At 58.2% G+C, this 25,584-nt stretch carries 18 protein-coding genes and 1 riboswitch; of the genes, 8 read left to right on the top strand and 10 right to left on the bottom strand.

The window, feature by feature from the left end:
- Nucleotides 1–163 precede the first annotated feature (163 nt).
- The 3 genes from TU86_RS09725 to TU86_RS09715 all read left to right on the top strand — a co-directional run bounded on the left by TU86_RS09725 (nucleotide 164) and on the right by TU86_RS09715 (nucleotide 3,088).
- A complete protein-coding gene (locus tag TU86_RS09725; protein WP_082152875.1) occupies nucleotides 164–2,209 on the top strand; it encodes a patatin-like phospholipase family protein in 2,046 nt (681 codons plus the stop codon).
- A gap of 6 nt (nucleotides 2,210–2,215) precedes the next feature.
- A complete protein-coding gene (locus TU86_RS09720) occupies nucleotides 2,216–2,626 on the top strand; it encodes a CesT family type III secretion system chaperone (protein WP_048364079.1) in 411 nt (136 codons plus the stop codon).
- Nucleotides 2,627–2,701: 75 nt separating this feature from the next.
- On the top strand, nucleotides 2,702–3,088 hold the full coding sequence (locus tag TU86_RS09715; protein WP_048364078.1) for an MAPEG family protein: 387 nt from the start codon (nucleotides 2,702–2,704) through the stop codon (nucleotides 3,086–3,088).
- Nucleotides 3,089–3,098: 10 nt separating this feature from the next.
- On the opposite strand, the gene TU86_RS09710 is transcribed toward TU86_RS09715, so the two are convergent.
- The 4 genes from TU86_RS09710 to TU86_RS09695 all read right to left on the bottom strand — a co-directional run bounded on the left by TU86_RS09710 (nucleotide 3,099) and on the right by TU86_RS09695 (nucleotide 8,317).
- On the bottom strand, nucleotides 3,099–3,818 hold the full coding sequence (locus tag TU86_RS09710; protein WP_048364077.1) for a 16S rRNA (uracil(1498)-N(3))-methyltransferase: 720 nt from the start codon (nucleotides 3,816–3,818) through the stop codon (nucleotides 3,099–3,101).
- 61 nt (nucleotides 3,819–3,879) lie between these two features.
- Nucleotides 3,880–5,286, bottom strand: coding sequence for an adenosylmethionine--8-amino-7-oxononanoate transaminase (locus tag TU86_RS09705; protein ID WP_048364076.1), 1,407 nt, complete (start codon nucleotides 5,284–5,286; stop codon nucleotides 3,880–3,882).
- Between the two features lie 134 nt (nucleotides 5,287–5,420).
- The gene (locus TU86_RS09700; protein WP_053076002.1) at nucleotides 5,421–6,632 is read right to left on the bottom strand and encodes a pyridoxal phosphate-dependent aminotransferase; all 1,212 of its coding nucleotides are present in this window, start codon (nucleotides 6,630–6,632) and stop codon (nucleotides 5,421–5,423) included.
- On the bottom strand, nucleotides 6,629–8,317 hold the full coding sequence (locus tag TU86_RS09695) for a pyridoxal-dependent decarboxylase (protein WP_053076001.1): 1,689 nt from the start codon (nucleotides 8,315–8,317) through the stop codon (nucleotides 6,629–6,631). The genes TU86_RS09700 and TU86_RS09695 overlap by 4 nt, the downstream gene beginning before the upstream one ends.
- A gap of 411 nt (nucleotides 8,318–8,728) precedes the next feature.
- Here TU86_RS09695 and TU86_RS09690 point away from each other — a divergent pair, with 411 nt between their 5' ends.
- Together TU86_RS09690 and TU86_RS09685 are read left to right on the top strand one after the other, a co-directional pair.
- The gene (locus TU86_RS09690) at nucleotides 8,729–9,280 is read left to right on the top strand and encodes a cytochrome b (RefSeq protein WP_048364075.1); all 552 of its coding nucleotides are present in this window, start codon (nucleotides 8,729–8,731) and stop codon (nucleotides 9,278–9,280) included.
- A gap of 32 nt (nucleotides 9,281–9,312) precedes the next feature.
- Nucleotides 9,313–9,888: a YceI family protein gene (locus TU86_RS09685; RefSeq protein ID WP_048364074.1), complete on the top strand. Its 576-nt coding sequence runs from the start codon at nucleotides 9,313–9,315 to the stop codon at nucleotides 9,886–9,888.
- Nucleotides 9,889–10,003: 115 nt separating this feature from the next.
- Here TU86_RS09685 and TU86_RS09680 read toward each other — a convergent pair whose 3' ends face one another.
- From TU86_RS09680 to ahcY, 3 genes are all read right to left on the bottom strand, one after another.
- Nucleotides 10,004–11,857: an RNA helicase RhlE2 gene (locus TU86_RS09680; RefSeq protein WP_048364073.1), complete on the bottom strand. Its 1,854-nt coding sequence runs from the start codon at nucleotides 11,855–11,857 to the stop codon at nucleotides 10,004–10,006.
- Nucleotides 11,858–12,227: 370 nt separating this feature from the next.
- A complete protein-coding gene (metF, locus tag TU86_RS09675) occupies nucleotides 12,228–13,073 on the bottom strand; it encodes a methylenetetrahydrofolate reductase [NAD(P)H] (RefSeq protein ID WP_048364072.1) in 846 nt (281 codons plus the stop codon).
- 103 nt (nucleotides 13,074–13,176) lie between these two features.
- Nucleotides 13,177–14,586 carry an adenosylhomocysteinase gene (gene ahcY / locus TU86_RS09670; protein WP_048364071.1) on the bottom strand — a complete coding sequence of 470 codons (1,410 nt, stop codon included), beginning with the start codon at nucleotides 14,584–14,586 and terminating at the stop codon, nucleotides 13,177–13,179.
- Nucleotides 14,587–14,608: 22 nt separating this feature from the next.
- Nucleotides 14,609–14,715: riboswitch (S-adenosyl-L-homocysteine riboswitch) on the bottom strand.
- Between the two features lie 196 nt (nucleotides 14,716–14,911).
- Here ahcY and TU86_RS09665 point away from each other — a divergent pair.
- The 3 genes from TU86_RS09665 (at nucleotide 14,912) to TU86_RS09655 (ending at nucleotide 18,416) form a co-directional block, all read left to right on the top strand.
- The gene (locus TU86_RS09665) at nucleotides 14,912–15,319 is read left to right on the top strand and encodes an acyl-CoA thioesterase (RefSeq protein WP_048364070.1); all 408 of its coding nucleotides are present in this window, start codon (nucleotides 14,912–14,914) and stop codon (nucleotides 15,317–15,319) included.
- Between the two features lie 248 nt (nucleotides 15,320–15,567).
- Nucleotides 15,568–17,496 carry a patatin-like phospholipase family protein gene (locus TU86_RS09660; RefSeq protein WP_048364069.1) on the top strand — a complete coding sequence of 643 codons (1,929 nt, stop codon included), beginning with the start codon at nucleotides 15,568–15,570 and terminating at the stop codon, nucleotides 17,494–17,496.
- A gap of 74 nt (nucleotides 17,497–17,570) precedes the next feature.
- On the top strand, nucleotides 17,571–18,416 hold the full coding sequence (locus TU86_RS09655; RefSeq protein WP_048364068.1) for a formate/nitrite transporter family protein: 846 nt from the start codon (nucleotides 17,571–17,573) through the stop codon (nucleotides 18,414–18,416).
- A gap of 82 nt (nucleotides 18,417–18,498) precedes the next feature.
- On the opposite strand, the gene trhA is transcribed toward TU86_RS09655, so the two are convergent.
- The 3 genes from trhA to TU86_RS09640 all read right to left on the bottom strand — a co-directional run bounded on the left by trhA (nucleotide 18,499) and on the right by TU86_RS09640 (nucleotide 25,584).
- Nucleotides 18,499–19,116: a PAQR family membrane homeostasis protein TrhA gene (gene trhA / locus TU86_RS09650; protein WP_048364067.1), complete on the bottom strand. Its 618-nt coding sequence runs from the start codon at nucleotides 19,114–19,116 to the stop codon at nucleotides 18,499–18,501.
- Between the two features lie 71 nt (nucleotides 19,117–19,187).
- Complete coding sequence (locus TU86_RS09645; protein WP_048364066.1) at nucleotides 19,188–19,670, bottom strand: chemotaxis protein CheW; 483 nt, start codon at nucleotides 19,668–19,670, stop codon at nucleotides 19,188–19,190.
- Complete coding sequence (locus tag TU86_RS09640) at nucleotides 19,663–25,584, bottom strand: Hpt domain-containing protein (protein ID WP_048364065.1); 5,922 nt, start codon at nucleotides 25,582–25,584, stop codon at nucleotides 19,663–19,665. The genes TU86_RS09645 and TU86_RS09640 overlap by 8 nt, the downstream gene beginning before the upstream one ends.

Here is a 25,584-nt window from a genome sequence, read left to right as displayed (position 1 = left end):
GGTTTACGTTTGCTGCGCAATCGGACGTCGCCGTCGGCAACTGCTACGCCAACCCTGGGCAATTCGCAAAGTGACAAAAATGCGCCTGATACTAAAAAAGCCGTTGAAACGATTCACTTAAGCTTTGCGCCATCAAGGACCTCAGGTTCTCTAAGGAGCGCATATGAAAATTCAGTCCACCCCGCCCGCCGGTCTCAATCCGGCTATCGCCGATACCCCGCCGCCTGCCGCGCAAACCCCGAAAGCCAAGTTATCCACAGACCCGATCGGCCAAAGCCTGAGCAGCGCGCTGAAAAGCGCCTCGGCGATTGTGATCAAAGATCAACTGCCCGACGTGGGCCGTATCAAGCTGGTGACGCCACAGCCGCAAGGGGCCGCACACACCGTGGCCGAGCAGGCGGGCCAGCGCCAGCTGACCTTGCGCCGTTTCGACAACGGCGTGGCGCAACTGGAACTCAGCCGCCCGCCTTTGACCAGCCTGGTGTTGAGCGGTGGTGGTGCCAAAGGTGCCGCTTACCCTGGGGCGATCAAGGCTCTGGAAGACAACGGCGCACTGGACGGTATCCGCAGCATGTCGGGGTCTTCCGCTGGCGGCATCACCGCTGCACTGCTGGCATCGGGCATGGGCGCGTCCGAATTCAAAACCCTGTCCGATGGCATGGACCTGATCGGCTTGCTCGACAGCACCCACAAAAAACACAAGTTGTTCCAGCGCATTTGCACCGAGATCGGCAATCTGGCGCAAAAGTATTTACCCAAAGTCGGCAGCTTCACGCAGTTGATTCTCAACGTGTTGCCGCGAGTTCAGTCCGAAGCCATACCGCTGGAAAAAGTGCTGCGCGACGAATCGTCCAAAGCCGTGCTGGGGCAGATCAACGCTCACCCGCAGTTGGCCAATCAACCCGCGATTGCCGCCATCGCCAGCAAGCTGGAACAAGGCGGGGTTGTCACGTTCGGGGATCTGGCGCTGCTGAGCAGGCACATCCCGCAGATCAAGGAGCTGAACATCACCGGCACCGCGATGTTCGAAGGTCGCCCGCAGATGGTGATGTTTAACGCCAGCCTCACGCCGGACATGAGCATTGCCCGGGCGGCGCATATTTCGGGTTCGTTCCCGGTCGTGTTCAAACCGGTGGATGAGCAGGCACAGCCGTTTCAGGCCGAAGGCGAGCACACTCAATTCAAGGACGGCGGTGTGATGCTCAACGTGCCCGTGCCGCAGATGGTCGACATGTCGTTCAACACCAGCCCGCTGCGCCAGTCGGACAATCTGATCCTCAAGTTCGAGGAGGAAGAAGGCGTGGCGCCTGACCGTGGCGGCCGTATCGGCGGCGCCTTCACTGACTGGTTAGTGGGCGCGCCTGTGGCCGCGCGGGTGATCCTGCAAAACGAAGCGCTGAGCGGGCATGACGACCAAACCGTGACCGTGCCGCTGAAAACCGAGAAGGGCGATTTCAGTACCACGTTTGGCGGCACGCTGAATTTCAGCATGCCGGACGACATCAAGAACCATCTGCAAGAACGCCTCGATCAGGCCGTCAGCGGCCACCTTGAAAACCGCAGCCAGTCTCGTGAGCAATACACCTTTGCCTCGATGGAAGAGGCGCTGATGGCACTGGATGACGAGATGCTCACCAGCTTGAGTGCACAAGACCCGGCCAGCGCCGGTGAAGTGTTGCAGTTCCGCCAGCAGGCACGCGATGCGTTCAGCCAATTGACCGTGGCGATTGTGGCGCAAAACGAGACACCGGCCGGTCTGAAGCTCAACGACGTCATGCGCGGCGCGTTCACCCAACTGGACGCATTGGCCTCCACGCCCGAACGCAAGGAGTGGCTGGCCAAGGAACTCAATCACGCCGATAACGCCGATCACCAGCAATTGCTCAGTGCTGTGCGTGGTCAGGCCATTGAGTCGCCGGTGCTCAAAGCCGCGGTCGCTGAGATGCAACTGCGTACCGTCGCCGTGGTGGCCGACAACATCCGCAAGGAAGTCATCTTCCCGTCGCTGTACCGTGCCGGTCAGCCTGACGCCAACGTCGCCCTGTTGCGTCGCGCCGAACACAGTCTGGCCCGTGCCACGACGCCTGCGCAGGTGAACAAGGCGCTTGACGACATTATTGAGAACTATGGCGCGCGCAATAAACCGTGGAACAAGCCCATCAGTTCCACCACGATTGACATGGCCAAGGCCTGGCGGATGGCGGGGTAAGCACACATGAGCCTACAGAAATGGTTGGACCAATGGGGCATCTGCCTGCCCGCTCACGACGCCGAGACCTGCCGCCTGCAAGTGGCCGATGACCCGGAGTTGGTGCTGGAAAAGATCCAGGGCGGCTGGTTGATGGCGATGCGTCTGGGCAGCGTCCCCAGCCCGATGCTTTTAGGGGTGCAGTTACAACTGCTGCAAGCCAATGGCCCGTTTTCTGCCTTGGCACCGGTGCATCTGGCGGCCGACAGCGCAGGGGACCTGGTGCTGTGGGTGGAGGTGCAGGAAGGGGCGGTGGACGTGCCAACCTTGAACCAGTGGTACGCCAAGCTGTGTCAGGGCCACGCGCACTTCAGCCCGCTGCTTGAAGCCGTGGTGGATCGACCACAGCCGGTGTCAGGCGCACGTTTGTTCGTTTGACCGCACAAACAGTACCCGCGCAGACGGCTGTTTGACGTATAAACAGCCGTCATCCCCTAAAAAAAGGAAGTTCCAATGACGGTTGCCTTCTGGTGTGTGCTGATTGCCTTGTGTCTGCCGTACGTGTGTACCGCGGTTGCCAAGTTCAGTGGCGGTCGATTCGGGCCTCGGCAAAACCATGATCCGCGGGCGTTTCTGGCCACCCTCGACGGTTTTGCCAAACGCGCCCACAGCGCGCAACTCAACAGCTTCGAAGTGACACCGGCGTTTGCCGCAGCGGTGATCATTGCCGACATCGTTGGCAACGCCCAGCCCGTCACCATTGATGTGCTGGCAGTGCTGTTTATCACCAGCCGCCTGCTTTACATCATTTGCTACCTGGCCGACTGGGCTCTGTTGCGTTCACTGGTGTGGTTCATCGGCATGGGGCTGATTGTCAGCTTCTTTTTCGTGTCGATGTAAGCACCCGCGCTTAGAAATCGCCCCACAGCTGTTGCGCCACGGCCAGCGCGACGACGGGGGCGGTTTCTGTGCGCAGCACCCGAGGCCCGAGACGTGCCGGTTGATAACCGGCGGCTTGGGCCTGCTCGATTTCGGGGTCGGTCAAACCGCCCTCAGGGCCGATCAGGAACGCCAGCCGTGAAGGTTTGGCGTGACTGGCCCATGGCTCGGCCACCGGATGCAGCACCAGCTTGAGATCCGCCTCGGTGGTTTTGATCCAGTCGTTGAGCACTACCGGCGGATGAATCACCGGCACTCGCGAACGGCCACATTGCTCGCAAGCGCTGATCGCCACTTGTCGCCAATGCGCCAGGCGCTTGTCGGCACGTTCGTCCTTGAGCCGCACTTCGCAACGTTCGCTCATGATCGGCGTGATTTCATTGACCCCAAGCTCGGTGGCCTTCTGAATCGCCCAGTCCATACGTTCACCCCGGGACAAACCCTGGCCGAGGTGGATGACCAGCGGGGATTCGATCTGCCCGGCCAAGGTTTCGTCCAACAGCACGCGCACGCGCTTTTTGCCGACCTCCAGCAAACGCCCCAAAAATTCGTGGCCCGAGCCATCGAACACTTGCAAGGCGTCACCTTCAGCCATGCGCAGTACGCGGCCAATGTAATGCGCCTGTGCTTCAGGCAACTCATGCTCACCGAGGCTCAAGGGCGCATCAATGAAGAAACGGGACAATCTCATGTCAATACTCTGGAAAAAATGCGCTTTGTAGGGGCGAACTCGCCCCTACGCAAAATAGGCGTTAGCCCGGATCACGAAAATCCGGGTGAAAGTTCGACGGGACCGCCACGCGGATGTCGCTGCGGGTCGCAATGTCGATGCCTTCAGTGGCCACCTCAGCCAAAAAGTCGATCTGCTCTGGCGTGATCACGTAGGGCGGCAAGAAATACACCACGCTGCCCAAGGGACGCAACAGCGCGCCGCGCTCCAGTGCATGCTGAAAAACCTTAAGCCCACGGCGCTCTTGCCACGGATACGCCGTTTTAGTGGCTTTGTCCTGCACCATTTCAATGGCCAGCACCATCCCGGTCTGGCGCACTTCTGACACATGCGGGTGATCCACCAGATGCGCGGTCGAGCTGGCCATGCGCTGCGCGAGGGCCTGGTTGTTCTCAATGACGTTGTCTTGTTCGAAGATGTCCAGGGTCGCCAGCGCCGCCGCACACGCCAGCGGGTTGCCGGTGTAGCTGTGGGAATGGAGGAAGGCGCGCAAGGTCGGGTAGTCGTCGTAGAACGCGCTGTACACCTCATCAGTGGTCACACACGCGGCCAGCGGTAAATAACCGCCGGTCAACGCTTTGGACAGGCACAGGAAGTCCGGGGTGATACCGGCCTGCTCACAGGCGAACATGGTGCCGGTGCGGCCGAAGCCCACGGCGATTTCGTCATGGATCAGGTGTACGCCATACCGGTCGCAGGCTTCGCGCAGCAGCTTGAGGTACACCGGGTGATACATGCGCATGCCGCCCGCGCCTTGTATCAGTGGCTCGACAATCACCGCGGCCACCGTGTCGTGGTGGTCGGCCAGGGTCTGTTCCATCGCCATGAACATATTGCGCGAATGCTCTTCCCAGCCCATGCCTTCAGGGCGCAAGTAGCAATCGGGGCTGGGCACCTTGATGGTGTCGAGCAGCAGCGCCTTGTAGGTTTCGGTGAACAAAGGCACATCACCCACCGACATCGCTGCCATCGTCTCGCCGTGATAGCTATTGGTCAGCGTGACGAAACGCTTTTTGTTTGGCTGGCCACGGTTGAGCCAATAGTGAAAGCTCATCTTCAGTGCAACTTCAATGCACGACGAACCGTTGTCGGCGTAAAAGCAACGGGTCAGACCTTCGGGGGTCATCTTGACCAGGCGCTCGGACAACTCGATCACCGGTTGATGACTGAAGCCCGCCAGAATCACGTGCTCCAGTTGATCGACCTGATCTTTGATGCGCTGGTTGATGCGCGGGTTGGCATGGCCAAACACGTTGACCCACCAGGAACTCACGGCATCCAGGTAACGCTTGCCCTCGAAGTCTTCCAACCACACGCCTTCACCGCGCTTGATCGGGATAAGCGGCAATTGCTCGTGATCTTTCATTTGGGTGCAGGGGTGCCACAAAACGGCTAAGTCGCGCTGCATCCACTGATTATTCAAGCCCATTTCCACTCTCCTGGCGCTGGCTCCCGGCGTGTGCGGGCAAACAATCGCGCAAGCCTATGCAATGCGCGAGCGTGTCACAAGCCATTGCGCACTCGCTGCGTGCCTCAACCACTCGAAGGCAAACCCTGGCTGCGCTATTGCGTATTGAGAAACCAGGTGCGTAAACGCTCAAACACACAGACCAGCACGCCATCGTTGTGCACCAAGGCAATGCGCACATAGCCTTTGCCAGCAGGGCCGAAGGCACTCCCCGGCGTGACGAGCAGCCCTGTTTCGTCGAGAAGTGATTGAGTAAACACCACATCACACGCGCACAGCACATGCCCAGGCAACTGAGCCCACAGAAAGAACCCGCCCTCAGGGGCTTCAACCTTCCAGCCCAAGGCGTTAAACGCTTCAACGGCAAGGGTGATCCGGTGTACATAACGTTCGCGGATAGGGCCTGACACAGATTCGAGCTGAGTCAGTATTTCGGTGGCCACGCGCTGAAAAGGCAAAAACATCCCAAAGTCGCTATTGAATTTAAGACGCTTCATTGCCTCAATCATTGACGGCGCCCCCAGTGCAAACCCCATACGCCAACCCGCAAGCCCGCATGACTTGCTCATGCTGTGAAGTTCAATCATGCAGGCCATGGCACCCTCCAGGTGTAAACCGCCGCCACGCAACATTCCCTCATCCGGGGCAACCTGCAACTCCGCATAGGCCCTGTCCAAAATCACGCGAAGCGAGTGCTGCCGGGCAAATACCACGGTGCGTTGCAGAGTTTGTTGCGTGAGTATTGTTCCGGTCGGATTATTGGGCGAACACAGCACCACTAACCGTGCACGCGTCAGTTGCTGCGGCGTAATCAGACAGACATCCGGCTGGCCGTGTTCGTCGCACGGAAAGTACGCCACACGCGCACCGACCTGCTCTGCACAGGCGTGATAAACGCTGTATGAAGGCGCAGGCAGCAATACCGTGTCACCGGGTTTTAAGAAGGCGAACAGGGCGTAAAAGATTCCCTCTTTGCTGCCCAGCAGATCCAGTACGTGATGCCCGACATCCAGCGGCACAGCGCTTGCACCTTCAAATCGGCGCTGATGGTAAGCAATCACTTGTTGACGCAATGCTTGATTGATATCCGGCCTGAACTCAGCGTAACCATGCAGTTGCGGGTCTTTTATGTGATGAATCAAGCGCTCTTGCCAATACCCGGCAGGCAGCACATCGGGGTTACCCACAGACAGGTCTATCAACTCAGGTAAAGCCCCGCCACTGCTTAACTGACGCTGTCGATACTGCTCAGTCATGGTTTTGAGCAGGGCAAAGCCCTCGGCGGGAGGGCGTTGGGAGTGAGTCATCTGATGGGCTTTTCAAAATCACACATCGACTCACCCACCAGGCGTTGGCGATACGCTGTTTCGAACACCTCTTTTTGCTGTGCAATTTGCGCCAACACCCAGTCCCAATCGTCGGGGGTCATCTCGGTGTTGCAAGGCGTCAGCAGAAAGGCGGTCGTGATGCGAGCCGGATCATTATTGATTCTGTAGTGAGGCACGATGCTGAACAACGGAAACATCTCACCGGCATTGGTGATGTCCCAGCAATGCTGCATGAACTGTTTGGCCACAGACTCATGGCTGTCACTGTCGCGCAGTAAGTCTGGCGAGAAAGGAATCAAAAAAACTACTTCATGCCCCAACGTCAGGTCATTGACCTGAGTAAACAGCCCCTGCCTTTTAATGGCCTCAGTCAGCGCATCGCGCGCGTGTTGCAGCTGCAATGCATACCCCGACACACCTAACCGACCATATTTTTTTAATACCACCCAACTGGCAAGAATCGCACCCGCAGATCGGGAATTTTCAAACGTATAGCGATACGCTCGAAACTGTCCTTTGTCGAAGTCCTTGTCACTGAACGTATAGTGACCATCACCCAACTCATCCATAAAACGACGGTCTTGGCTGATGAAGTAACTGTTGTTATAGGGGCACATACCCGTCTTATGAAAATCAACACCGAAGGAATCAAAGTGTTCAATACCTGCAAAACGTTCACAGAGGGTCCTGAGACGATGCATCGCTGGTGCACTAATAGCGCACGTGGCCGCCAGCCGCTCCAGACCTCCCTTCAACAAGGTGAAGTAGACCCAGCCAATGACGCTGTCCAGGTGCAGATACGGTCGGTAGCTCAAGCCTTGCATGGCAACAAAATGGTCCACCGTTGCCTTGACCTCACGCGTGTCATCACAGTTGAAATTGATCGTTGTACCGCCGCAGCAAATGACCGCGGCTACTTTTTTACCCTGCCCATGCGCTTTGCTCAGCGCTTGTAACAATGCCTGTGGACACATCTGCCCCTGTGCATTAGTCGATACACGCCAGCAGTTGGCAGAGCCCAAACCTAATTGGCTGGCAATATGTTCTACGCAGTAATGCCCGCCTTCACTGCACAAAATGACCGTGTCGCCTGGCAGGCCGTTAATCAGAGAGTGCGGCGTTATTCGACTCAGGGCCGTGCGGATAGCGTACATGAGGGTTATTTTTCCACCGCTGCATGCGATCCCCATTGCACTGTCCCAGCCCACCCATTTACCCACGCTGCGCGCCACCTGTTGCTCGACCAACAAGCTCTCGCCTGCGAACCCTTCCATCAAACAGTTGATGTTGTAAGCCGTGGCTAAATTCGCCGCCGCCGTGGCGTCAACATCCGGCTCTGCAATGATATTGAACAGGGCATATTTAGAGTGTGGGCGGATAGCACCGTTAAAAAAACGCGCCACTTCTTTCAACAAGTCAGGTGCTGAAAGTGCGACATCCTGCGTATCCGCCACGGCGTCCAGAAAGTTGAAGTGGCGTTGCGCAAAACGAGGGGGCGGCGTTATCGAGGGGGCTGATCGTTTATCCACCCACGCGCCGGACGACGTTAAACCCTGCACATACTCATCAAATTCCAGCAGGCGTTTAGTCATCGCCAGCGCGCTGCTCGACGGTCGGTTTTTTACGCCAACAGACGGGTTATCACGTTTCAAAACAACCGACATAAAAAGACCTTTTAGTTCAGCCAAAGCGATTAAAACGGCTGGCGTTTTCGAGGCGAAATCTGTCGGTCATACGGGTTCATATCAAGCGCTAGTGTGTAACTGGCTTTTGGACATAAAAGGATACGCCCAACCCAAACCCATGCCTGCGGGAGTGCACGGGCAAGGTGTCACGTACAAGCCACATCATTGCTGATTGTTTATCGCGAGCTGACGCACAGGGGGCCTGACTGCATTGCTCTGACACCTCCCGAATGGGCAGCTCCACCTCGGTTACCTCCGGTTTAATATTCCCTTAACCTCTTTGGGTAAGGTTACAGATCGTATTTATCGATACCTTACAGCGAAAAAATGCGCTTTCATTCGATAGGTAAACCATTAGTCTTAGGCCCAAGTTCCTACAGGATGTCGGCAATGCAGCTACGTAATTCTTCTTCTCGCTATGGCGCTGTCAGCGTTTTCTTGCATTGGTCTGTTGCGTTGGCGGTATTTGGATTATTCGCGCTGGGCTTGTGGATGGTCGGTCTCGACTACTACAGTCCTTGGCGTAAGGAAGCACCTGACCTGCATAAAAGCATTGGTCTCACGCTACTGGCGGTGATGGTCATACGTGTGGTGTGGCGCTGGTTCAGCCCGGCACCGCCCGCTTTGGCCAGTTACAGCCGTGCTACCCGCATCGGTGCCACGCTCGGCCACGGTTTTTTGTATCTAAGTTTGTTCGCGGTAATGATTGCCGGCTACCTTATTTCCACCGCTGAAGGCGTGGGTATCCCGGTTTTCGGGCTGTTTGAAGTGCCTGCACTGGTTTCCAGTCTGCCCGACCAGGCGGATGTGGCAGGTGTCGTGCACTTGTACCTGGCCTGGACCGTGGTGGTTTTCGCCGGTTTGCATGGTCTAGTCGCACTCAAGCACCACTTTATTGATCGTGATGCGACCCTGACTCGTATGCTGGGGCGTAAAGCCTGATGTTCAACCTCAACTCAAAAGGAATAGAACGCATGTTGAAAAAAACACTCGCCGCTTTGGCACTGGGTACTGCACTGCTGTCGGCCGGCCAGGTCATGGCTGCTGACTACACCATCGACAAAGAAGGCCAACACGCCTTTATCGACTGGAAAGTCAGCCACCTGGGCTTCAGCTTCATTCACGGTACGTTCAAGGACTGGAGCGGCACATTCTCGTGGGACGCTGCCAAACCTGCTGACAGCAAAATCGACGTCACCCTGAAAACTGCCAGCCTGTTCTCGAACCACGCTGAACGTGACAAGCACATCGCCAGCAAAGATTTCCTGGATGTGAGCAAGTACCCGCAAGCCACCTTCAAGTCGACCAAAGTGGTGCCGACTGGCGAGAAAACAGCTGACGTGACAGGCGACCTGACCTTGCACGGCGTGACTAAGCCAGTCACGTTCAAAGCGACGTTCAACGGCGAAGGCAAAGATCCATGGGGTGGCGAACGCGCAGGCTTCAACGCGACCACGTCTGTCAACCTGAACGACTTCGGCATCAAGTCCCCAGGTACCGACCAGACGCTGACCCTGGATATTTCGCTGGAAGGTGTGAAAGACAAGTAATAGCGCTTTCGTACAGATGAAAAACGCCCTGACTCGTGAGAGTCGGGGCTTTTTTATGCCCAAACAAAAACGCCCCCGATCGTGCGATCGAGGGCGTTTTTTATAAGCCGTTCACTCAGCGGTTGCGGGTCAGCAACGCTGGTTTTTCACCGCGAGGGCGGTTAGGCAGTTGATCAAGCTGCTCAGGCGTCGGGAAGCGGTCGCTTTTCGACTCTTTGTGCATGATCTTTGGCTGGCTCTCACGAGGACCTTTAACGGCGGGTTCTTGACGGGCATCGTCACGGACCGGGCGATTCTCGCGGCGGGCCTGACCATCTCGCGGTGCGCCGCTGCGTGGGCCATTGCGCTTGGCTGGCGGTGTGCCAGTGGTTGCGCCACTGCCTGTGCGCGGGCCACTTGGACGAGCGCCGTTACGCGCAGCGGGAGCAGCCCCTGTACCCTGCGCCGGAGCGCCTGGGCGGCGACCACGGCTCTGGTTGTTTTTGTTCTGGTAGGGGCTGACGTAATCAGCGCGGTTACCAAAGTTATCCACATCGTCATCACGGAACTCGTCCGGGGCACGGTTAGCGTCCTGACGCGGTGCCGATGGTGCTGACTGCTGACGTGGCTCACGGGCGGACGTGCCTTCACGTGGCTTTTGCTCACGGGCCGGACGCTCACCGCGTGCGGCGGCAGGCTTTTCTTTACCCTTGTCCTTACCTTTGTCCTTACGACCACCGCCGCCGCCATTAGGACCGTCACCGCGTGGGCCGCGTGGTGGGTTGCGCGGGTTACGCACATCCGGACGCTCACGCACTTCAGGCTTTTCAGCTTCGATGGTGCTGGAGTCAAAACCCATCAGGTCGCCATCGGCGATTTTCTGCTTGGTCATGCGCTCGATGCTTTTCAGCAGCTTTTCTTCATCCGGGGCAACCAGCGAGATTGCTTCGCCCGAACGACCGGCACGGCCTGTACGGCCAATACGGTGAACGTAATCTTCATCGACGTTAGGCAACTCGAAGTTGACGACGTGCGGCAGTTGGTCGATGTCCAGACCACGCGCGGCGATGTCGGTCGCTACCAGAATGCGCACACTGCCGGCTTTGAAATCAGCCAGCGCTTTGGTGCGCGCGTTTTGGCTCTTGTTACCGTGGATGGCCACAGCGCTGAGGCCGTGCTTGTCCAGGTATTCGGCCAAACGGTTGGCGCCGTGCTTGGTACGGGTAAATACCAGTACCTGCTCCCATGCACCGGCCGTGATCAAATGCGCCAGCAAGGCACGCTTATGACTGGCAGGCAGGCGGAATACGCGTTGCTCAATACGCTCGACCGTGGTGTTGGGCGGCGTGACTTCGATGCGCTCAGGGTTGCGCAACAACTTGCCGGCCAGGTCGGTGATGTCCTTGGAGAACGTCGCCGAAAACAGCAGGTTTTGACGCTTGGACGGCAGACGGGCGAGGACTTTTTTCACGTCATGGACAAAGCCCATGTCGAGCATCCGGTCTGCTTCGTCGAGCACCAGGATTTCAACGTGGGACAGGTCAACGCTGCCTTGGCCGGCCAGGTCGAGCAAACGACCCGGGCATGCCACCAGCACGTCAACACCACGGGCCAGCGCCTGAACCTGAGGGTTGGTACCGACACCCCCAAACACGCAAGCACTGACGAACTTCAAGTCGCGGGCATAGAGCTTGAAGCTCTCGTGCACCTGGGCGGCGAGTTCGCGAGTCGGGGTCAGGACCAGTACGCGCGGTTGACGCGGGCCGTGACGCTGGGATTTGTCTGGGTGACCGTTGGGGAACAACTTTTCCAGGATCGGAAGAGCGAAACCGCCGGTTTTACCAGTACCTGTCTGAGCCGCAACCATCAAATCGCGACCTTGCAACACGGCGGGAATGGCCCGCTGTTGCACCGGAGTAGGCTCGGTATAGCCCGCTGCTTCAATGGCGCGGACTAAAGCCTCGGAGAGACCGAGGGAAGCAAAGGACATGAGTAATCCTGTTCTAGTTAGGGCTTGGCCCAAAGGGATAGTCTTGCCTGGCGTGAATGGCGTTTATAGGAGACGCAATCCCGTCCGGTCCTGCTTCGGTCCTGAAGGTCCATTCGCACCGCTCGCGCTGGCAAGTGCTGCGCAGTAGCGGGGTTGAATGCCTTGTACAAGGACGAGCGGCCGGGCGTAAGCCTGGCGGAAAGCCCGCAGTATAACAGAGCATTCACGGCGCGCCGATTTCATGCTGCTCAACGGCTTGTTGCGCAAAATAACCCCGGAGCGCTGCCTGCGATAAGGCTCGAAGGGTCCTCAGACAAACGGGTTGTTTCACAACCCTTCGCAACCTTCGACAGCGACTACAGGGTACGGATTAGCGCGAAAGCTTCAGGTTGTTCCAGATCGCCAGGCTCGGCTCGGACTGGTTCAAGGTGTAGAAGTGCAGCCCCGGTGCGCCACCGTCGAGCAGGCGTGCGCACATGTCACTGATGACCTCTTCGCCAAACGCCTGAATGCTCTGCACGTCATCGCCATAGGCTTCGAGCTGCTTGCGAATCCAGCGTGGGATTTCAGCGCCACAGGCGTCAGAGAAACGCGCAAGTTTGCTGTAGTTGGTGATCGGCATGATGCCCGGCACGATCGGAATCGTGACGCCCGCCTCTTGAACGCGCTCAACAAAACGGAAATAGCTGTCAGCGTTGAAGAAGTATTGGGTGATCGCGCTGTCAGCACCGGCATGGGCCTTACGCACGAAGTTGGTGATATCGTCTTCGAAATTACGCGCTTGGGGGTGCATTTCCGGGTACGCGGCGACTTCAATGTGGAAGTGGCTGCCGCTCTCTTCACGAATGAAGCTCACCAGGTCGTTGGCATAACGTAGCTCACCGCTGGCCATGCCCATACCCGAAGGCAGGTCGCCACGCAGCGCAACAATACGCTTGATGCCTGCGGCCTTGTACTGTGCCAACAGGCTGCGCAAATCGTCCTTGCTGTCGCCAACGCAGGACAAATGCGGGGCCGCAGGTACGTTTACTTCGCTCTCCAGTTGCAGCACGGTGTTGATCGTGCGGTCACGGGTAGAGCCACCGGCACCGTAGGTGCAGGAGAAAAAATCCGGGTTGTAGGTCGCCAGTTGGCGAGCCGTGTTCATCAGTTTTTCATGTCCAGCATCGGTCTTGGTCGGGAAGAACTCGAAGCTGAAACGACGGTCTTGAGACATGGGAATACCCTTGCATACGCGCAGGCGGTTGATGACAACCCCTGACGCTGAACTCACACATAAAAAAAAGGCGGTCAGTACAAGCCTGACCGCCTTTTTCTAATCAGTAACGGTAAGCGTCTGGCTTGAACGGGCCTTCGACGGTAACGCCGATGTAGTCAGCCTGTTGTTTAGTCAGTTGCGTCACCACGCCACCAAAACCACGCACCATTTCCAGTGCGACTTCTTCGTCGAGCTTCTTGGGCAGCACTTCGACGGTCAGACGCTCGGCTTGCAGCTCGGCCGGCAGGTCAGCGTACTTCTGTGCGAACAGGAAGATCTGCGCCAGTACCTGGTTGGCGAACGAGCCGTCCATGATGCGGCTTGGGTGACCTGTGGCGTTGCCCAGGTTAACCAGACGGCCTTCGGCCAGCAGGATCAGGTAGTCATCGTTCTGCGGATCGAAATCGTTAGGGCCGGTACGGTGAACTTTGTGCACCTGTGGCTTAACTTCTTCCCATGCCCAATTTTTGCGCATGAAAGCGGTGTCGATTTCATTGTCGAAGTGACCGATGTTGCACACCACAGCGCGTTTTTTCAGCGCAGCCAGCATGTTTTTGTCACACACGTTGACGTTACCGGTGGTGGTCACGATCAGGTCGATCTTGCCCAGCAGTGCAGCGTCGATGCTGGCGGCAGTGCCGTCGTTCTGGCCGTTGATGAACGGCGAAACCACTTCGTAGCCGTCCATGCACGCTTGCATGGCGCAGATCGGGTCAACTTCGGACACTTTAACGATCATGCCTTCCTGACGCAGGGACTGAGCCGAGCCCTTGCCCACGTCACCGTAGCCGATGACCAGCGCTTGCTTGCCGGACAGCAGGTGGTCGGTGCCACGCTTGATTGCATCGTTCAGGCTGTGACGGCAGCCGTACTTGTTGTCGTTTTTGCTTTTGGTCACCGAGTCGTTCACGTTGATCGCCGGGATCATCAGCTCGCCTTTGGCCAGCATGTCCAGCAGACGGTGTACGCCAGTGGTGGTTTCTTCTGTCACGCCGTGGATCTTTTTCAGCATGTCCGGGTATTTTTTGTGCAGCAGCTCAGTCAGGTCGCCGCCGTCGTCCAGGATCATGTTGGCATCCCAAGGCTGGCCATCTTTGAGGATGGTTTGCTCAAGGCACCACTCGTACTCTTGCTCGGTCTCACCTTTCCAGGCGAACACCGGGATGCCGGCAGCAGCGATAGCGGCAGCGGCCTGATCCTGAGTCGAGAAGATGTTGCACGACGACCAACGCACTTCGGCGCCCAATGCAACCAGGGTTTCGATCAGTACGGCAGTCTGGATAGTCATGTGGATGCAACCCAGAATCTTCGCGCCCTTGAGCGGTTGTTCTGCTGCATAGCGGCGGCGCAGGCCCATCAGAGCCGGCATTTCGGATTCGGCGATAAAGGTTTCACGACGGCCCCACTGGGCGAGGGACATGTCAGCGACTTTGTAGTCGGTAAAACCAGCAGGCGTGTTTACAGCGCTCATTTAGAGCCTCCATTCGTTTGATCGCGAATGGGCGCCGTTGTGCGTTTAGTGCCTGCCCAGGGAACCCTGAACAAACAACGCCCCATCCGAGCCTGACAGGTTTTACCTGCTGCAGCGCCCCTCGGACAGGTGGCGGGAACGGTACTGGATGAAAATGACCGTTTTGAAGCGGAGGTGATTATAGCCATCAAGGCAGATGTTCCCAAGGCTTTATCCACGCCTTTTTCCATTTGCTTAATCGAGACCATAGTCGAAGCTTAATAGAGCGCAGCGCCAGGGTCTGACATGATGGCCCGCATCTAACGGCAGACGGTCAGGAGCGAACATGAACTTTCACACCCGCAAATGGGTAAAACCCGAAGACCTCAACCCCAATGGCACGCTGTTCGGTGGCAGCTTGCTGCGCTGGATCGACGAAGAAGCCGCCATCTACGCCATTGTTCAGTTGGGCAACCAGCGCGTGGTGACCAAATACATCTCGGAAATCAACTTTGTCAGCGCCTCACGTCAGGGCGACATCATCGAGTTGGGCATCACCGCCACCGAATTCGGCCGTACCTCGATCACCCTCACCTGTGAAGTGCGCAACAAGATCACCCGCAAGAGCATCCTCACCGTCGACAAAATGGTGTTTGTTAACTTGGGTGAGGACGGCCTGCCTGCTCCGCACGGACGCACAGAAATCAAATACGTCAAAGACCAGTTTCAGGACGATGCAAACGGCGAAACATAAACCGTCGGCATAGGCCCGTTCAACGCAAGTGGCGGGATTCTTTTTCACTGGAGCCTAGAGGCTTGTAGGAAATTGACAGAGAGGTGAGTACACCGTCTTTCTAGCGCCATCGTGAGCCTTTCTGAGGCTCACTGAGCGGGCACCCTTTTAGTGTGGCCTTATCGTTCAGCGCACAGACAAACTACCCGGTTTTTTCTACCTTGCTCTTTCGCCAATAAAGCGCTTAACAGTGAGAGAGCCCGAGCAGTATGAAAAAAACCATCTCGCCCCTTCTATATCCCCCGACATCACAAATCACAGGCCATGCGCCAAGCGTACGAAGCGATGCGCAGGCTGCTCAAACGCTATTAACCGAGAATGCAGGCAAACGCAGAATCACCCTTCAACTCAACAGTAATGGCAGCGTTGATGTGATGCTGTCGCCCCCGCCGGTGACCCAACTCATCCTCAGCGGCGGCGGCGCCAAAGGCATCGCCTTTCCTGGCGTCATACAGGCGCTTGAGGACAAAAATCTGCTCAAAGATGTTGTAACCATTTGCGGCTCATCAGCGGGCGGGATTTCAGCCGCACTGCTGGCCAGCGGGGTGGGCGCCAAAGCGTTCAACACACTGTCCAATACCATCAACTTCCCGCAGCTGTTAAACAGCACGAGCAGCACCTTGGCAAGCCTGCAAAATGCCAGCACCGCGCTGGGAGAAAGGGTCAGCCATCTACCGGGGAAAACGGGCACCTTTGCGCAAATGTTGCTGACCGTGCTGCCGCGCCTCCAATCCAAAGCCGAACCCCTTGAAGAACTGATACGCACTGAGTCGCGCAAAGTCATTCTTGCCCATATTGCAAACATGACACGTGAGACACGCACCGCGCCCATCATGGCCATTGCTGACAAATTGCACGCCGGAGGGCCTACCACCTTCGCCGACCTTGACGTGCTGAGCCGGCACATTCCTGAGATCAAACAACTCAATATCACGGGTGTGGGCATTTTCGGGGGGCGTCAGCAATTAGTCCTGTTCAATGCCAGCTTGACTCCGGACATGGACATTGCCCGCGCAGCGCACATTTCCGGAGCGCTGCCGATTCTGTTCAAGCAGCCTTCAGAACAACACCTGGCGTTTCAACAAGACGGACAAAAAACCGCGTTTCAGGACGGCGGCTTGCTACTCAATACACCTGACATTGATGTCTACGACCCTCCCTCCCACAGTAGTCCGCTCAGCGCGGCTGAAAAACTGATCGTACGCTTTGAGCCTGGAGCGTCGAAAGCCGAAAACCCCAAGGGGAGTTTTATCAGCCATGCCATCAACCAACTCACAGGACTGCCCCCTAACGGTGCAAAAAACTTTGCGAAAAACCGAAGCGAGTCGTTTTCCGAACAGCGTGTCACGCTGCCTTTAAACACCGCCCTGGGCGATTTTCGCGGCAAGTTCAACGGAACCGTCAACTTCACCATGAACCTGGGCGTTAAACATCACCTGCAAGCGCTCTCCCGCCAAGCCGTCATTGATCATTTGGACAAGCGCGCAGCCGTGCGCGAGCAGCATCACTTTGCTTCGATGCCGGATGCCGTTTTGGCGATGGACGATGAGATGCTCAGCTGCGTTGCGCCCGCCCTGAAGAAGCTGGGCGGATACGCTGATATTTTGCAATTTCGTCAGCAGGCACCTAGCGCACTAGCATCGCTTGACGCTGCGATCAACGAAGCAAACACGGCACCCACGCTGAAGTTAACGCAAAAACTGGGTGCGGCATTACGCAACCTCGACGCGCTGGCCCGTCGCCCGGAACAAGTCGAATGGCTAGGCAAACAGCTCAATGTGGCCGAAAAATGCAACTTCCAGCAATTACTGCAAAGCGACTTGAGCAAACCCGCCAACCTGTCGAAAGTCCTGACCAGCGCCTACGCCGAAGCCAAGAAACGTGATGTGGCGGTGATCGCCGAGAACTTCACGCGAGAAGTGATCTACCCGGCATTGTTTCTGCCTGGCCAGCCTGAGGCCAACCTGAACCTGTTGCGGCGGGTCGAGCAAACCCTCAAACAAGCAACCACCTCCACTGAGGTTAACCAGGCGCTGGACGACATCGTTAATAAGTATGTTGCACGTAACAAGCCCTGGAAGCATCCGCAGGGGGCCACCACCGTTGGTCTGGCCAAGGCCTGGCGCATGCAGACCTGACCCACCGGCCATTGAACACCCCTGAGCCCTGTGTGTCGTACCTACACAGCCCACCTCGGATCCAGGTACCCATCATGGCCACTCAACACGGCGGTAAAACTCCCAACCTGTCGGCTGAAGAAAAGCACGACGCCACCAAAAACCAGCCACCACGCGCTGCCGTGCTGCACGAGATTATTCGTTTACAGGGCGATCAGGAGCTGGAACGCAGCGTCGCTGCACTGTTCTGGTCGGCACTGGCCGCCGGGCTGACGATGGGCCTTTCGCTGATGGCGATGGGCTTGCTCAATTCGCGTCTGCCCAGCGGCGAAGCGTTTAAAGTGATTGCCAGCTTTGGCTACTGTGCAGGCTTTTTAGCGGTGATTCTGGCGCGTCAGCAGTTGTTCACCGAAAACACCCTGACGGCCGTGTTGCCCATCATGAGCAAACCGACGTTGAGCAATTTCGGGCGTTTATTCAGGTTATGGGGCGTGGTACTGGTCGGTAATCTGCTCGGTACGCTACTGGTGGCCTACGTCATGTTGCACTTGCCGATTTTTGACACCCAGACCGACAAGGCGTTTCTTGAAATCGGCCGCAAAGTCATGGAAAACGACACGTCGCAAATGTTTGCCAAAGGCATTATTTCGGGCTGGATGATCGCGACGATGGTGTGGATGATCCCTTCAATGGAGAGCGCCAAGATGTGGATCATCATCCTCATCACCTACCTGATGGCGCTGGGCGACTTCACGCACATTGTGGTCGGCACCGCAGAGGTCTCGTATTTGGTGTTTGCGGGAGAGTTGCCATGGAAAGACTTCTGGCTGGTGTTTGCCGGCCCGACCCTGGCGGGCAACATCATTGGCGGCAGTTTTATCTTCGCCCTGATCAGCCACGCGCAAATCCGCAGCGACAACAAAAAACCGCAAAAGACTTAAGCGCCCCTTAATACGCGCTGACGAGAACCGGGGCGCGACCCCGCCGTCACCCTGATGGCGGGGTCGCTGACACACAGGCGCTTTAAATCACGTAATGCGCGATGGCCACAAAGTGCAACAGGCTGCCCGCAATCACAAACAAATGCCAAATACCGTGGGCATGGCGCAGGCGGTGATCGAGGGCAAAAAAGATAATGCCCACGGTGTACATCACGCCGCCCGTGGCCAGCCAAATGAAGCCTGCCGTGCCCAGCGCCGCCAGTAAGGGCTTGACTGCCACCAGCACAATCCAGCCCATCACCGCGTAAATCACAATGGACAAGATACGCGCCTCAGAGCGCGGCTTGATCTCTTGCAACATGCCAATCACGGCCATGCCCCACACAATCCCGAACAGCGACCAGCCCCACGGCCCATGCAAGGTCACGAGGCAAAAAGGCGTGTAGCTGCCTGCAATCAACAGGTAAATCGACAAGTGATCGAACTTCTGCATGATCACCTTGGGCCGCCCGCGCACGCTGTGGTACACGGTCGACACGCTGTACAACAACACCAGCGTGACGCCGTAAATCGCGGCGCTGACTATTTTTTGCGGGCTGCCATCAAGGCACGCCATGACCAACAACCATACACTGCCCACTGCGGCGGCCACCGCCCCCAACAGGTGAGTCCAGGCGTTGAGCTTTTCTCCGTGATACATCTGCAACATCCTCAAGAGCCGATAGTGCGACTGCCTCACTTTGATACGAGATAAGGGTCAAGGTTGCGAACTTAAAGGGCAATGCGGCGTTCGTCGAGGGGTCCTGGGGGCAACCCCGACACCAACCGCTCCAAGCCCCACAAATCAGGGATTTTCGCCACATGCTCGCCGACTTGCACAGCGGCACGTTCCAGTGGGCAAAGGGGCACGTCGACAAAGCTCAGTTGGCTGTCGAGTTTGTAGGAGCGTGGAATGCCTTGAACCACCATCGCGATGTATTTCAACGCTGGATTGGCGCTCAAGGTGTTGAGGATGACGATGCGCGCCCGTTCGCCAATCAGCAGCGGGCTGCCGCATGCCGCTTCAAAGCTGATGAGTGGCAACGGGTGGTCGCGCCAGGTGATCTGGCGCAGGTGCCACGGCGGGGAGTCGCTGCTGGGTTCGCCGCGCTGGTAGTCGATCAACTCGGCAATCGCGACGTTGGGCAACAGCAAGTAGCGGTCAGCCAGCGGCAAGAGCAGGCAGGTGAGGCTGCCAACACGGTGGTCAAGCATGGAAGCGGCTCCAGTAGGCGATGCGCTCCAGCAACACAGACTCTTGATACGGTTTGCCCAAGTAGTCGTTGACGCCAATGGCCATGGCGCGGTTCTGGTGCTTTTGCCCGGTACGCGAGGTGATCATGATGATGGGCATGTCTTTTAGACGCGGGTCGTTGCGCACATGGGTGGCAACTTCAAAGCCGTCCATTCGCGGCATTTCAATATCCAGCAGCATCAAGTCCGGGGTGTGTTCTTCGAGCATGCTCATGGCGTCAACCCCGTCTTTGGCGGTGATGACGTTCATGCCGTTACGTTCCAGCAAGCGGCTGGTGACTTTGCGCACGGTGACGGAGTCGTCCACCACCAACACCAACGGCGGACGCACCGCCGGGATGAATTCAAGGCTGCCGCTGACTTCATGGTGGGCGCGCTGCAAGGGTTGACGCACTTGATGGGCACGAATGTAGGCGAGCAAATCAAGGATCAACACCACACGCCCATCGCCCAAAATCGTGGCCCCCGACAACCCTTGCACAGCGGCAAATTGCGGACCCAGGCTCTTGACCACGATTTCGCGCGAGCCGGCCAGCGCATCCACTTGCAGCGCCACGCGCATGTCTTGGCAATGCACCAGCAACACCGGCAATGAATGTTGCTCACCGGCCAGTTTAGGCTTGACCACGGTTTGCAATAACTCGCCCAAATAGCGCAATTCGTAGGTTTGGCCGCCGTAGTGATACAGCGGCGGGTTGAGCTGGTAATAGCCTTCCAGCTCGTTGGGCATGACGCGCACGATGCCTTCGACGGTATTGATCGCAATGGCGTATTGCTCATCCGCGCACTGCACCATCAGTGCGCGGTTGAGCGACACGCTAAACGGCAACCGGATCTGAAAATGCACACCCTGCCCTGCCACCGAATCGAGCGTCATGCTGCCGCCCAACTGCCGCACTTCTTCATGGACCACGTCCATGCCCACGCCACGCCCGGAAATCTGGGTAATTTTTTCAGCGGTAGAAAACCCCGGCTGCAAGATGAATTGCAACACGTCGCGGTCGCTGACGCTGTTGTGCGGGTCCAGCAAACCGCGATGAATCGCCTTGCGCCGCACCGCTTCAAGCGGAACACCCGCGCCGTCATCGCGGATATCAAACACCACGTCGCCGCCTTCGTTGGACAACTCCAGCGTGATCAGCCCTTGCTCGGGCTTGCCGCTGGCATGGCGCACATCGCTCGGTTCCAGGCCATGATCGACTGCGTTACGCAGCATGTGCTCCAACGGGGCAACCATGCGCTCCAGGACGTTACGGTCGATTTCAGCTTCAGCATTGATCACGCTGAACTCCACCTGCTTGCCCAACTCGCTGGCCACTTGGCGCACCACGCGTTTGAGGCGCGGCAACACCCGTTCAAACGGCACCATCCGCGTGCCCATCAAGCCCTCTTGCAGTTGCGTGTTGATCCGCGCCTGCTTTTGCAGCAAGTTGTGAGCGTCTTGATTACGGGCGGCCAGCGTGGCTTTGAGGTCGAGCAAGTCGGACGCAGATTCAAATAACGCCCGAGACAACTGTTGCAGCTGGGAGTGACGGTCCATTTCCAGCGGGTCAAATTCGTCGTACGCCAGACCATCGCTTTCAGTGTGCCCACGACTGTGGCGCTGGCCCTGGGTTTCAGTGTCCAGACGCCGCAATTGGTCGCGCATGCGCTCAAGGGTGGTCTGCATTTCGTTGAGCGCAACCTGGCCATCATTGATTTGCTGCTCAAGGCGACCCCGGATAATCGAGGTTTCACCTGACAGGTTAACCATGTCTTCCAGCAACTCGGCAGGCACCTTGACCATGTCCAGGCCCGTGCGCTCCCCTTCGGTCATGGCGGCGCCCTGGGGTTCAACCTTCGTCGAGGCGGGCGCTTGAACCGCGTGCCGGGCATTGCGCTCGGTGTCACGAATGCGTTCGATCAAATCCTGGGGCGACTGCACAGGCTGACCGCTGCGCAGCGCATCCAGCATTTGTGCAGCCCGGTCATGACAGTTCTGCAACAAGGCGAACAAATCGGCACCGGGAGGCAGCACGCCTGCTGACACATCTTCGAGCAGGGTTTCCAGCTCGTGGGCAAAATCACCAATGGCGGCGATTTCAACCATCCGCGCCCCGCCCTTGAGGGTGTGCAGGTCTCGCAGCAGGTTTTCGACCTCCACCGTACCTTGAGGCTCAGCTTGCCAGCGCGTCAGGGCAGCGCCGGAGCTTTCGAGAATGTCGAAGGCTTCTTCGAGAAAGATGTCCCGCAGTTCAGTGTCGCCGCCTGAGGCCCCATCAGGCGGTGCGACGTGCAGTTTGGCAGCCGGGTGGGGGTGATGCCGAAACCCGCGAATGGCGTCGATCAATTGGTCGGGGTCGCGCAACGGTTGCTGTTGTTGCAAGTGTTCGAGCATCAGCGCCAACTGCGCATGGCTACGTTGCAGCAAGTCGGCCAGCGCCGGGCTTTCGCTGGCGCGCCGATCCAGCAGACCTTCGTACAAATGCTCCAGCTCTTGGGCCAGGTCGCCCACCGGACCAATGCCCGCCATGCGCGCCCCGCCTTTGAGGGTGTGCAAGTCACGCTGCAACGAAGACAGCGGTGCCAGACTCTCCGGCTCACTCAGCCAGCGCTGCAAGGCCTGGCCCGCGCTGTCAAGGATGTCGACCGCCTCTTCCAGAAAGATGGCGACGATTTCGTCATCCATCGACTCGCCTTCGCCCGCCAATGTGCCTGCCTGCAAATGAGCCGTGGCAGCCCCCAACTCGGTGATGTCGAGGGTTTGGCTGCCCTCACGTCGAATCAGGCCCGTGGCGTCGGGCGCCAACCCTTCGTGCAGCAACCGGTGCAGCGCGTCAATGCGGGTCGGTTGCGGGGTAATGTCCTGGCCCGCGGCCAGTTGGTCGAGCATGTTGATCAACGCTTCGTGCGCCTGTTCGGCTTCGTCAAAAAAACGCGCACTAACGGCCAGGCTGCTTTCTTCCACTGCGCCGTACAGGTCAAGCAAGGCTTCGCACAGGGCATCGACGGGCTGTAAATCCAGCAAGTGCGCTGACTCACCCAGCGCGGTCAATTGGTCCAGCAACGTGTCGAGACCTGCGCGCTCGTGCGGCTGTTGCCGCCAATGGCGCAGCACGTCTTCGGCCTCAAACAGGGTGTCCATGCCCTGCTCCAGAAATGCGCCGATGCGCTGCGGGTCACGGGTGAGCTTCACCGCATTGCCGGGCGTATTGAGCAGCACGTCCAGGCGGTCGGCAATCAGGTGCTCAGTGCGCTCAATCAGCGAGCGGGCACCGTGAATCTCGGCCAGCGGATCACTGTCCAACTGTTTCAGGCCGCGGTGCAACAGGCTGTCGGCCTCAAGCAGCAGCTCGATTTCGTCCAGGTCCAACGCCAGATGGTGTGCTTTGTATTCACGCACCAAATGGTCCAGCGGTGCGGCCAGCTCAGCCATGCGCAACACACCCGCCATGTGCGCACTGCCTTTGAGGGTGTGCACGGCACGCTGCAATTCGTCGCTGGCATACAGCGGCAGTTGCTCGCTGGCGTGATCGAGAAAACGGTTAAGTGTGTCGAGGTGGCTGTGCGCTTCTTGACGGAAAATATCGAGCAATTGCGGGTCGAAACCGAGGGCCTCTTGCTCAATCAACAACGGCAGTGGATGACCTTTGGACAGGTGATGGGCTTGGGCGGCCAGTGTGTCGACGTCATCGCACTGACGTTGACGCCCCTCGGCAAACGCTTGAATCAAACCGGGCAGCACGCGCAGTAGATCTTCGAGTAACTGATAGATCGCCGGGGCCGGCGCAACCTTGCGTTCAATCACACGATTGAGCAGGTTTTCGACCGCCCATGCCAACTCGCCCAGCACCAGCGCGCGCACCATGCGTCCGCTGCCTTTGAGCGTATGGAAACCGCGCCGCAGTTCAGCCAGCGCAGCGCTGTCCGCCGGGTTGGCAACCCACTGCGGCAAGGCGTGGTGCAGCATGTTCAGCACTTCATCGGTTTCTTCGAGAAAAACGTCTAACAGTTCTTCGTCTACCCGCGCTTCATCCACGGGGGGCGGCAGCAAGCTGGCGGGAATGTGTTGCGCGGGCGGGTTGAGCGCCGACACCGGGTTTGCCAGCACCTCGGCCAGGCTCTGCATGACCTCGGGGTCTTGCAGCGCCTGCAAATCCTGCATCACCAGCACCTCGGTGGGGCTGAGGATGTCGTCGAGCAGCGGCACATGGCGTTCGGTCGGCGCATAGCCCAGCGCGATGAGGCTGCTTTCGGCCCGGTCCAGCACCTGCTCGCCCGCCGCGCCAGGGTCTTGGGCCAAGCGCTCCAAGTAGTATTCGATGCTCACCAGCGCGTCAGCCAGGCGGTCGATGTGCTGCGCGGTCACAGGCTCAGTGCCCAGCAACCAATGCTCACACAGGTAATCGTCGCAGGCTTGCAGCAAGTCGGCGGCGCGGTTCAGCGGAATCATCGCCAGCGCCCCGCGAATTTGCGTGAGCAGTGCAGGGACGGGCTGCAAATGTTGACGATCAAAACCGCCCGCCAGAGAGTCGCTGATCAAGTCTTTGGCTTCATCGAAGACGATGCGCGCTTCTTTGATCACCCATTGGTGAATCTGCATCAAGTCGGTGGTCGGCAAGCGGCTTTCTTCACGCTGCGAAGGCTCGACAGTACCCACCATGCCCGCCAGCGTGGCTTCGACGTACAACAGCGCCGCTGCCACATCCATCAACACGGCATCCGTGGGTTCGCGCTGACCCTGGGCCAAGCTCTGGACCACGGCCAACTGGTCGATGATGACCTTGCGTGGCTGGCCGAAACCCAGCACGGCCAGGGTGTCGGCGATTTGGCGCAAGGGCGCCATCAAACTGTTGAGTTCGGACACATGCGTGCGGTCACTGCGCACAAACAGGTCAAGACGCTCTTTGACGCGCACCAGCTCATCGCACAAGGCGGCCACCACCGAGCGCATGGCGTCCCGGTCGGGACCGGCGAGGCGCGCACGCTCTTCGTCGACCATTGCCGCGTCGGGCATGGCTTCGTCCAGCTCGTAATGGTTTTTCAAACTGAGCATTTTCGGCGTCGGGCGCTCGGCCTTGGCGATGTAAAACAGCAGGCTGGTGAGCAGCACATCAGAGGCAGGCTGGTTAAGCGCTTCAATCCCCTGCGTGTGTAAACGCTGGAGTTCTTTGTCAGTGTCTCTGAGCAAGCTGCGCAAGGCCGGGCTGTTGCCCACTTTGCCCTTGAGCATGCCTTCGACCAGCGCCGTGGCGATTTCCCACAGCGCATTGAGCGGCGCACCCTGACACAGCGCTTCGAGTTGCGTAAACACACTGGCCAGTTGCTCCAGTTGGCGCTGCACATCGTCTTCGCGCAGCAACCCCAACAGCGACGTTTGCAGGGTTTGGCGCCAAGCGCGCACCTGCGCAGGCAGGTCGGCCGGGGAGCGTTGCGTCAAGGTCGCGTGATCAAGCGGCGCCAGCACCTGCAACGGCGGGCTGAACAAACTGGTTTCTGACAACAGCGACTCGCCCCTGGCAGTGCGCAAGTCGTTGATCAACGGCAACACCACCAACGGCCAGTCGCGCCGGGCGCTGTGGACGCGCTCCAGGTACAACGGCAATTGGTTGAAGGCCTGTTGCAGCACACGTACCGCTTCGTCGAGCTGGCTGACGCGGCGCTGTTGCAACGCGATCACCAGTTGCTCCATCTCTTCTGCCAGCAGGGCTGCGCCGTAAAACTCGACCATCAACAAGCTGCCATGCACCTGATGCACGCACGCCAGACACTGCGCCAGCGCTTCGGGCGTCGCTTGCTGGCCGTCGCTGTCCAGTGCCACGCGAGCCTGCTTTAAGGTGTCGGCAATTTCGTCTTTGACCCACTCAAGGGCCACATAGTCGTGCCGGTCAACCAT

The organism is Pseudomonas weihenstephanensis, assembly GCF_001043055.1.
Lineage (GTDB): Bacteria > Pseudomonadota > Gammaproteobacteria > Pseudomonadales > Pseudomonadaceae > Aquipseudomonas > Aquipseudomonas weihenstephanensis.
Note: the sequence above shows the minus strand (reverse complement) of the source record. Positions and strands in the feature narration are given on the sequence as shown.

Excerpts from the sequence above, each read along its gene's own strand:
- TU86_RS09710 (WP_048364077.1), bottom strand. The coding sequence starts at position 3,818 with ATGAGATTGTCCCGTTTCTTCATTGATGCGCCCTTGAGCCTCGGTGAG.
- TU86_RS09665 (WP_048364070.1), top strand. The coding sequence starts at position 14,912 with ATGAACTTTCACACCCGCAAATGGGTAAAACCCGAAGACCTCAACCCC.
- TU86_RS09660 (WP_048364069.1), top strand. The coding sequence starts at position 15,568 with ATGAAAAAAACCATCTCGCCCCTTCTATATCCCCCGACATCACAAATC.
- TU86_RS09680 (WP_048364073.1), bottom strand. The coding sequence starts at position 11,857 with ATGTCCTTTGCTTCCCTCGGTCTCTCCGAGGCTTTAGTCCGCGCCATT.
- TU86_RS09655 (WP_048364068.1), top strand. The coding sequence starts at position 17,571 with ATGGCCACTCAACACGGCGGTAAAACTCCCAACCTGTCGGCTGAAGAA.
- TU86_RS09645 (WP_048364066.1), bottom strand. The coding sequence starts at position 19,670 with ATGCTTGACCACCGTGTTGGCAGCCTCACCTGCCTGCTCTTGCCGCTG.
- ahcY (WP_048364071.1), bottom strand. The coding sequence starts at position 14,586 with ATGAGCGCTGTAAACACGCCTGCTGGTTTTACCGACTACAAAGTCGCT.
- TU86_RS09715 (WP_048364078.1), top strand. The coding sequence starts at position 2,702 with ATGACGGTTGCCTTCTGGTGTGTGCTGATTGCCTTGTGTCTGCCGTAC.
- TU86_RS09720 (WP_048364079.1), top strand. The coding sequence starts at position 2,216 with ATGAGCCTACAGAAATGGTTGGACCAATGGGGCATCTGCCTGCCCGCT.
- TU86_RS09725 (WP_082152875.1), top strand. The coding sequence starts at position 164 with ATGAAAATTCAGTCCACCCCGCCCGCCGGTCTCAATCCGGCTATCGCC.
- TU86_RS09690 (WP_048364075.1), top strand. The coding sequence starts at position 8,729 with ATGCAGCTACGTAATTCTTCTTCTCGCTATGGCGCTGTCAGCGTTTTC.
- TU86_RS09705 (WP_048364076.1), bottom strand. The coding sequence starts at position 5,286 with ATGGGCTTGAATAATCAGTGGATGCAGCGCGACTTAGCCGTTTTGTGG.
- TU86_RS09700 (WP_053076002.1), bottom strand. The coding sequence starts at position 6,632 with ATGACTCACTCCCAACGCCCTCCCGCCGAGGGCTTTGCCCTGCTCAAA.
- TU86_RS09685 (WP_048364074.1), top strand. The coding sequence starts at position 9,313 with ATGTTGAAAAAAACACTCGCCGCTTTGGCACTGGGTACTGCACTGCTG.
- metF (WP_048364072.1), bottom strand. The coding sequence starts at position 13,073 with ATGTCTCAAGACCGTCGTTTCAGCTTCGAGTTCTTCCCGACCAAGACC.
- TU86_RS09640 (WP_048364065.1), bottom strand. The coding sequence starts at position 25,584 with ATGGTTGACCGGCACGACTATGTGGCCCTTGAGTGGGTCAAAGACGAA.
- TU86_RS09695 (WP_053076001.1), bottom strand. The coding sequence starts at position 8,317 with ATGTCGGTTGTTTTGAAACGTGATAACCCGTCTGTTGGCGTAAAAAAC.
- trhA (WP_048364067.1), bottom strand. The coding sequence starts at position 19,116 with ATGTATCACGGAGAAAAGCTCAACGCCTGGACTCACCTGTTGGGGGCG.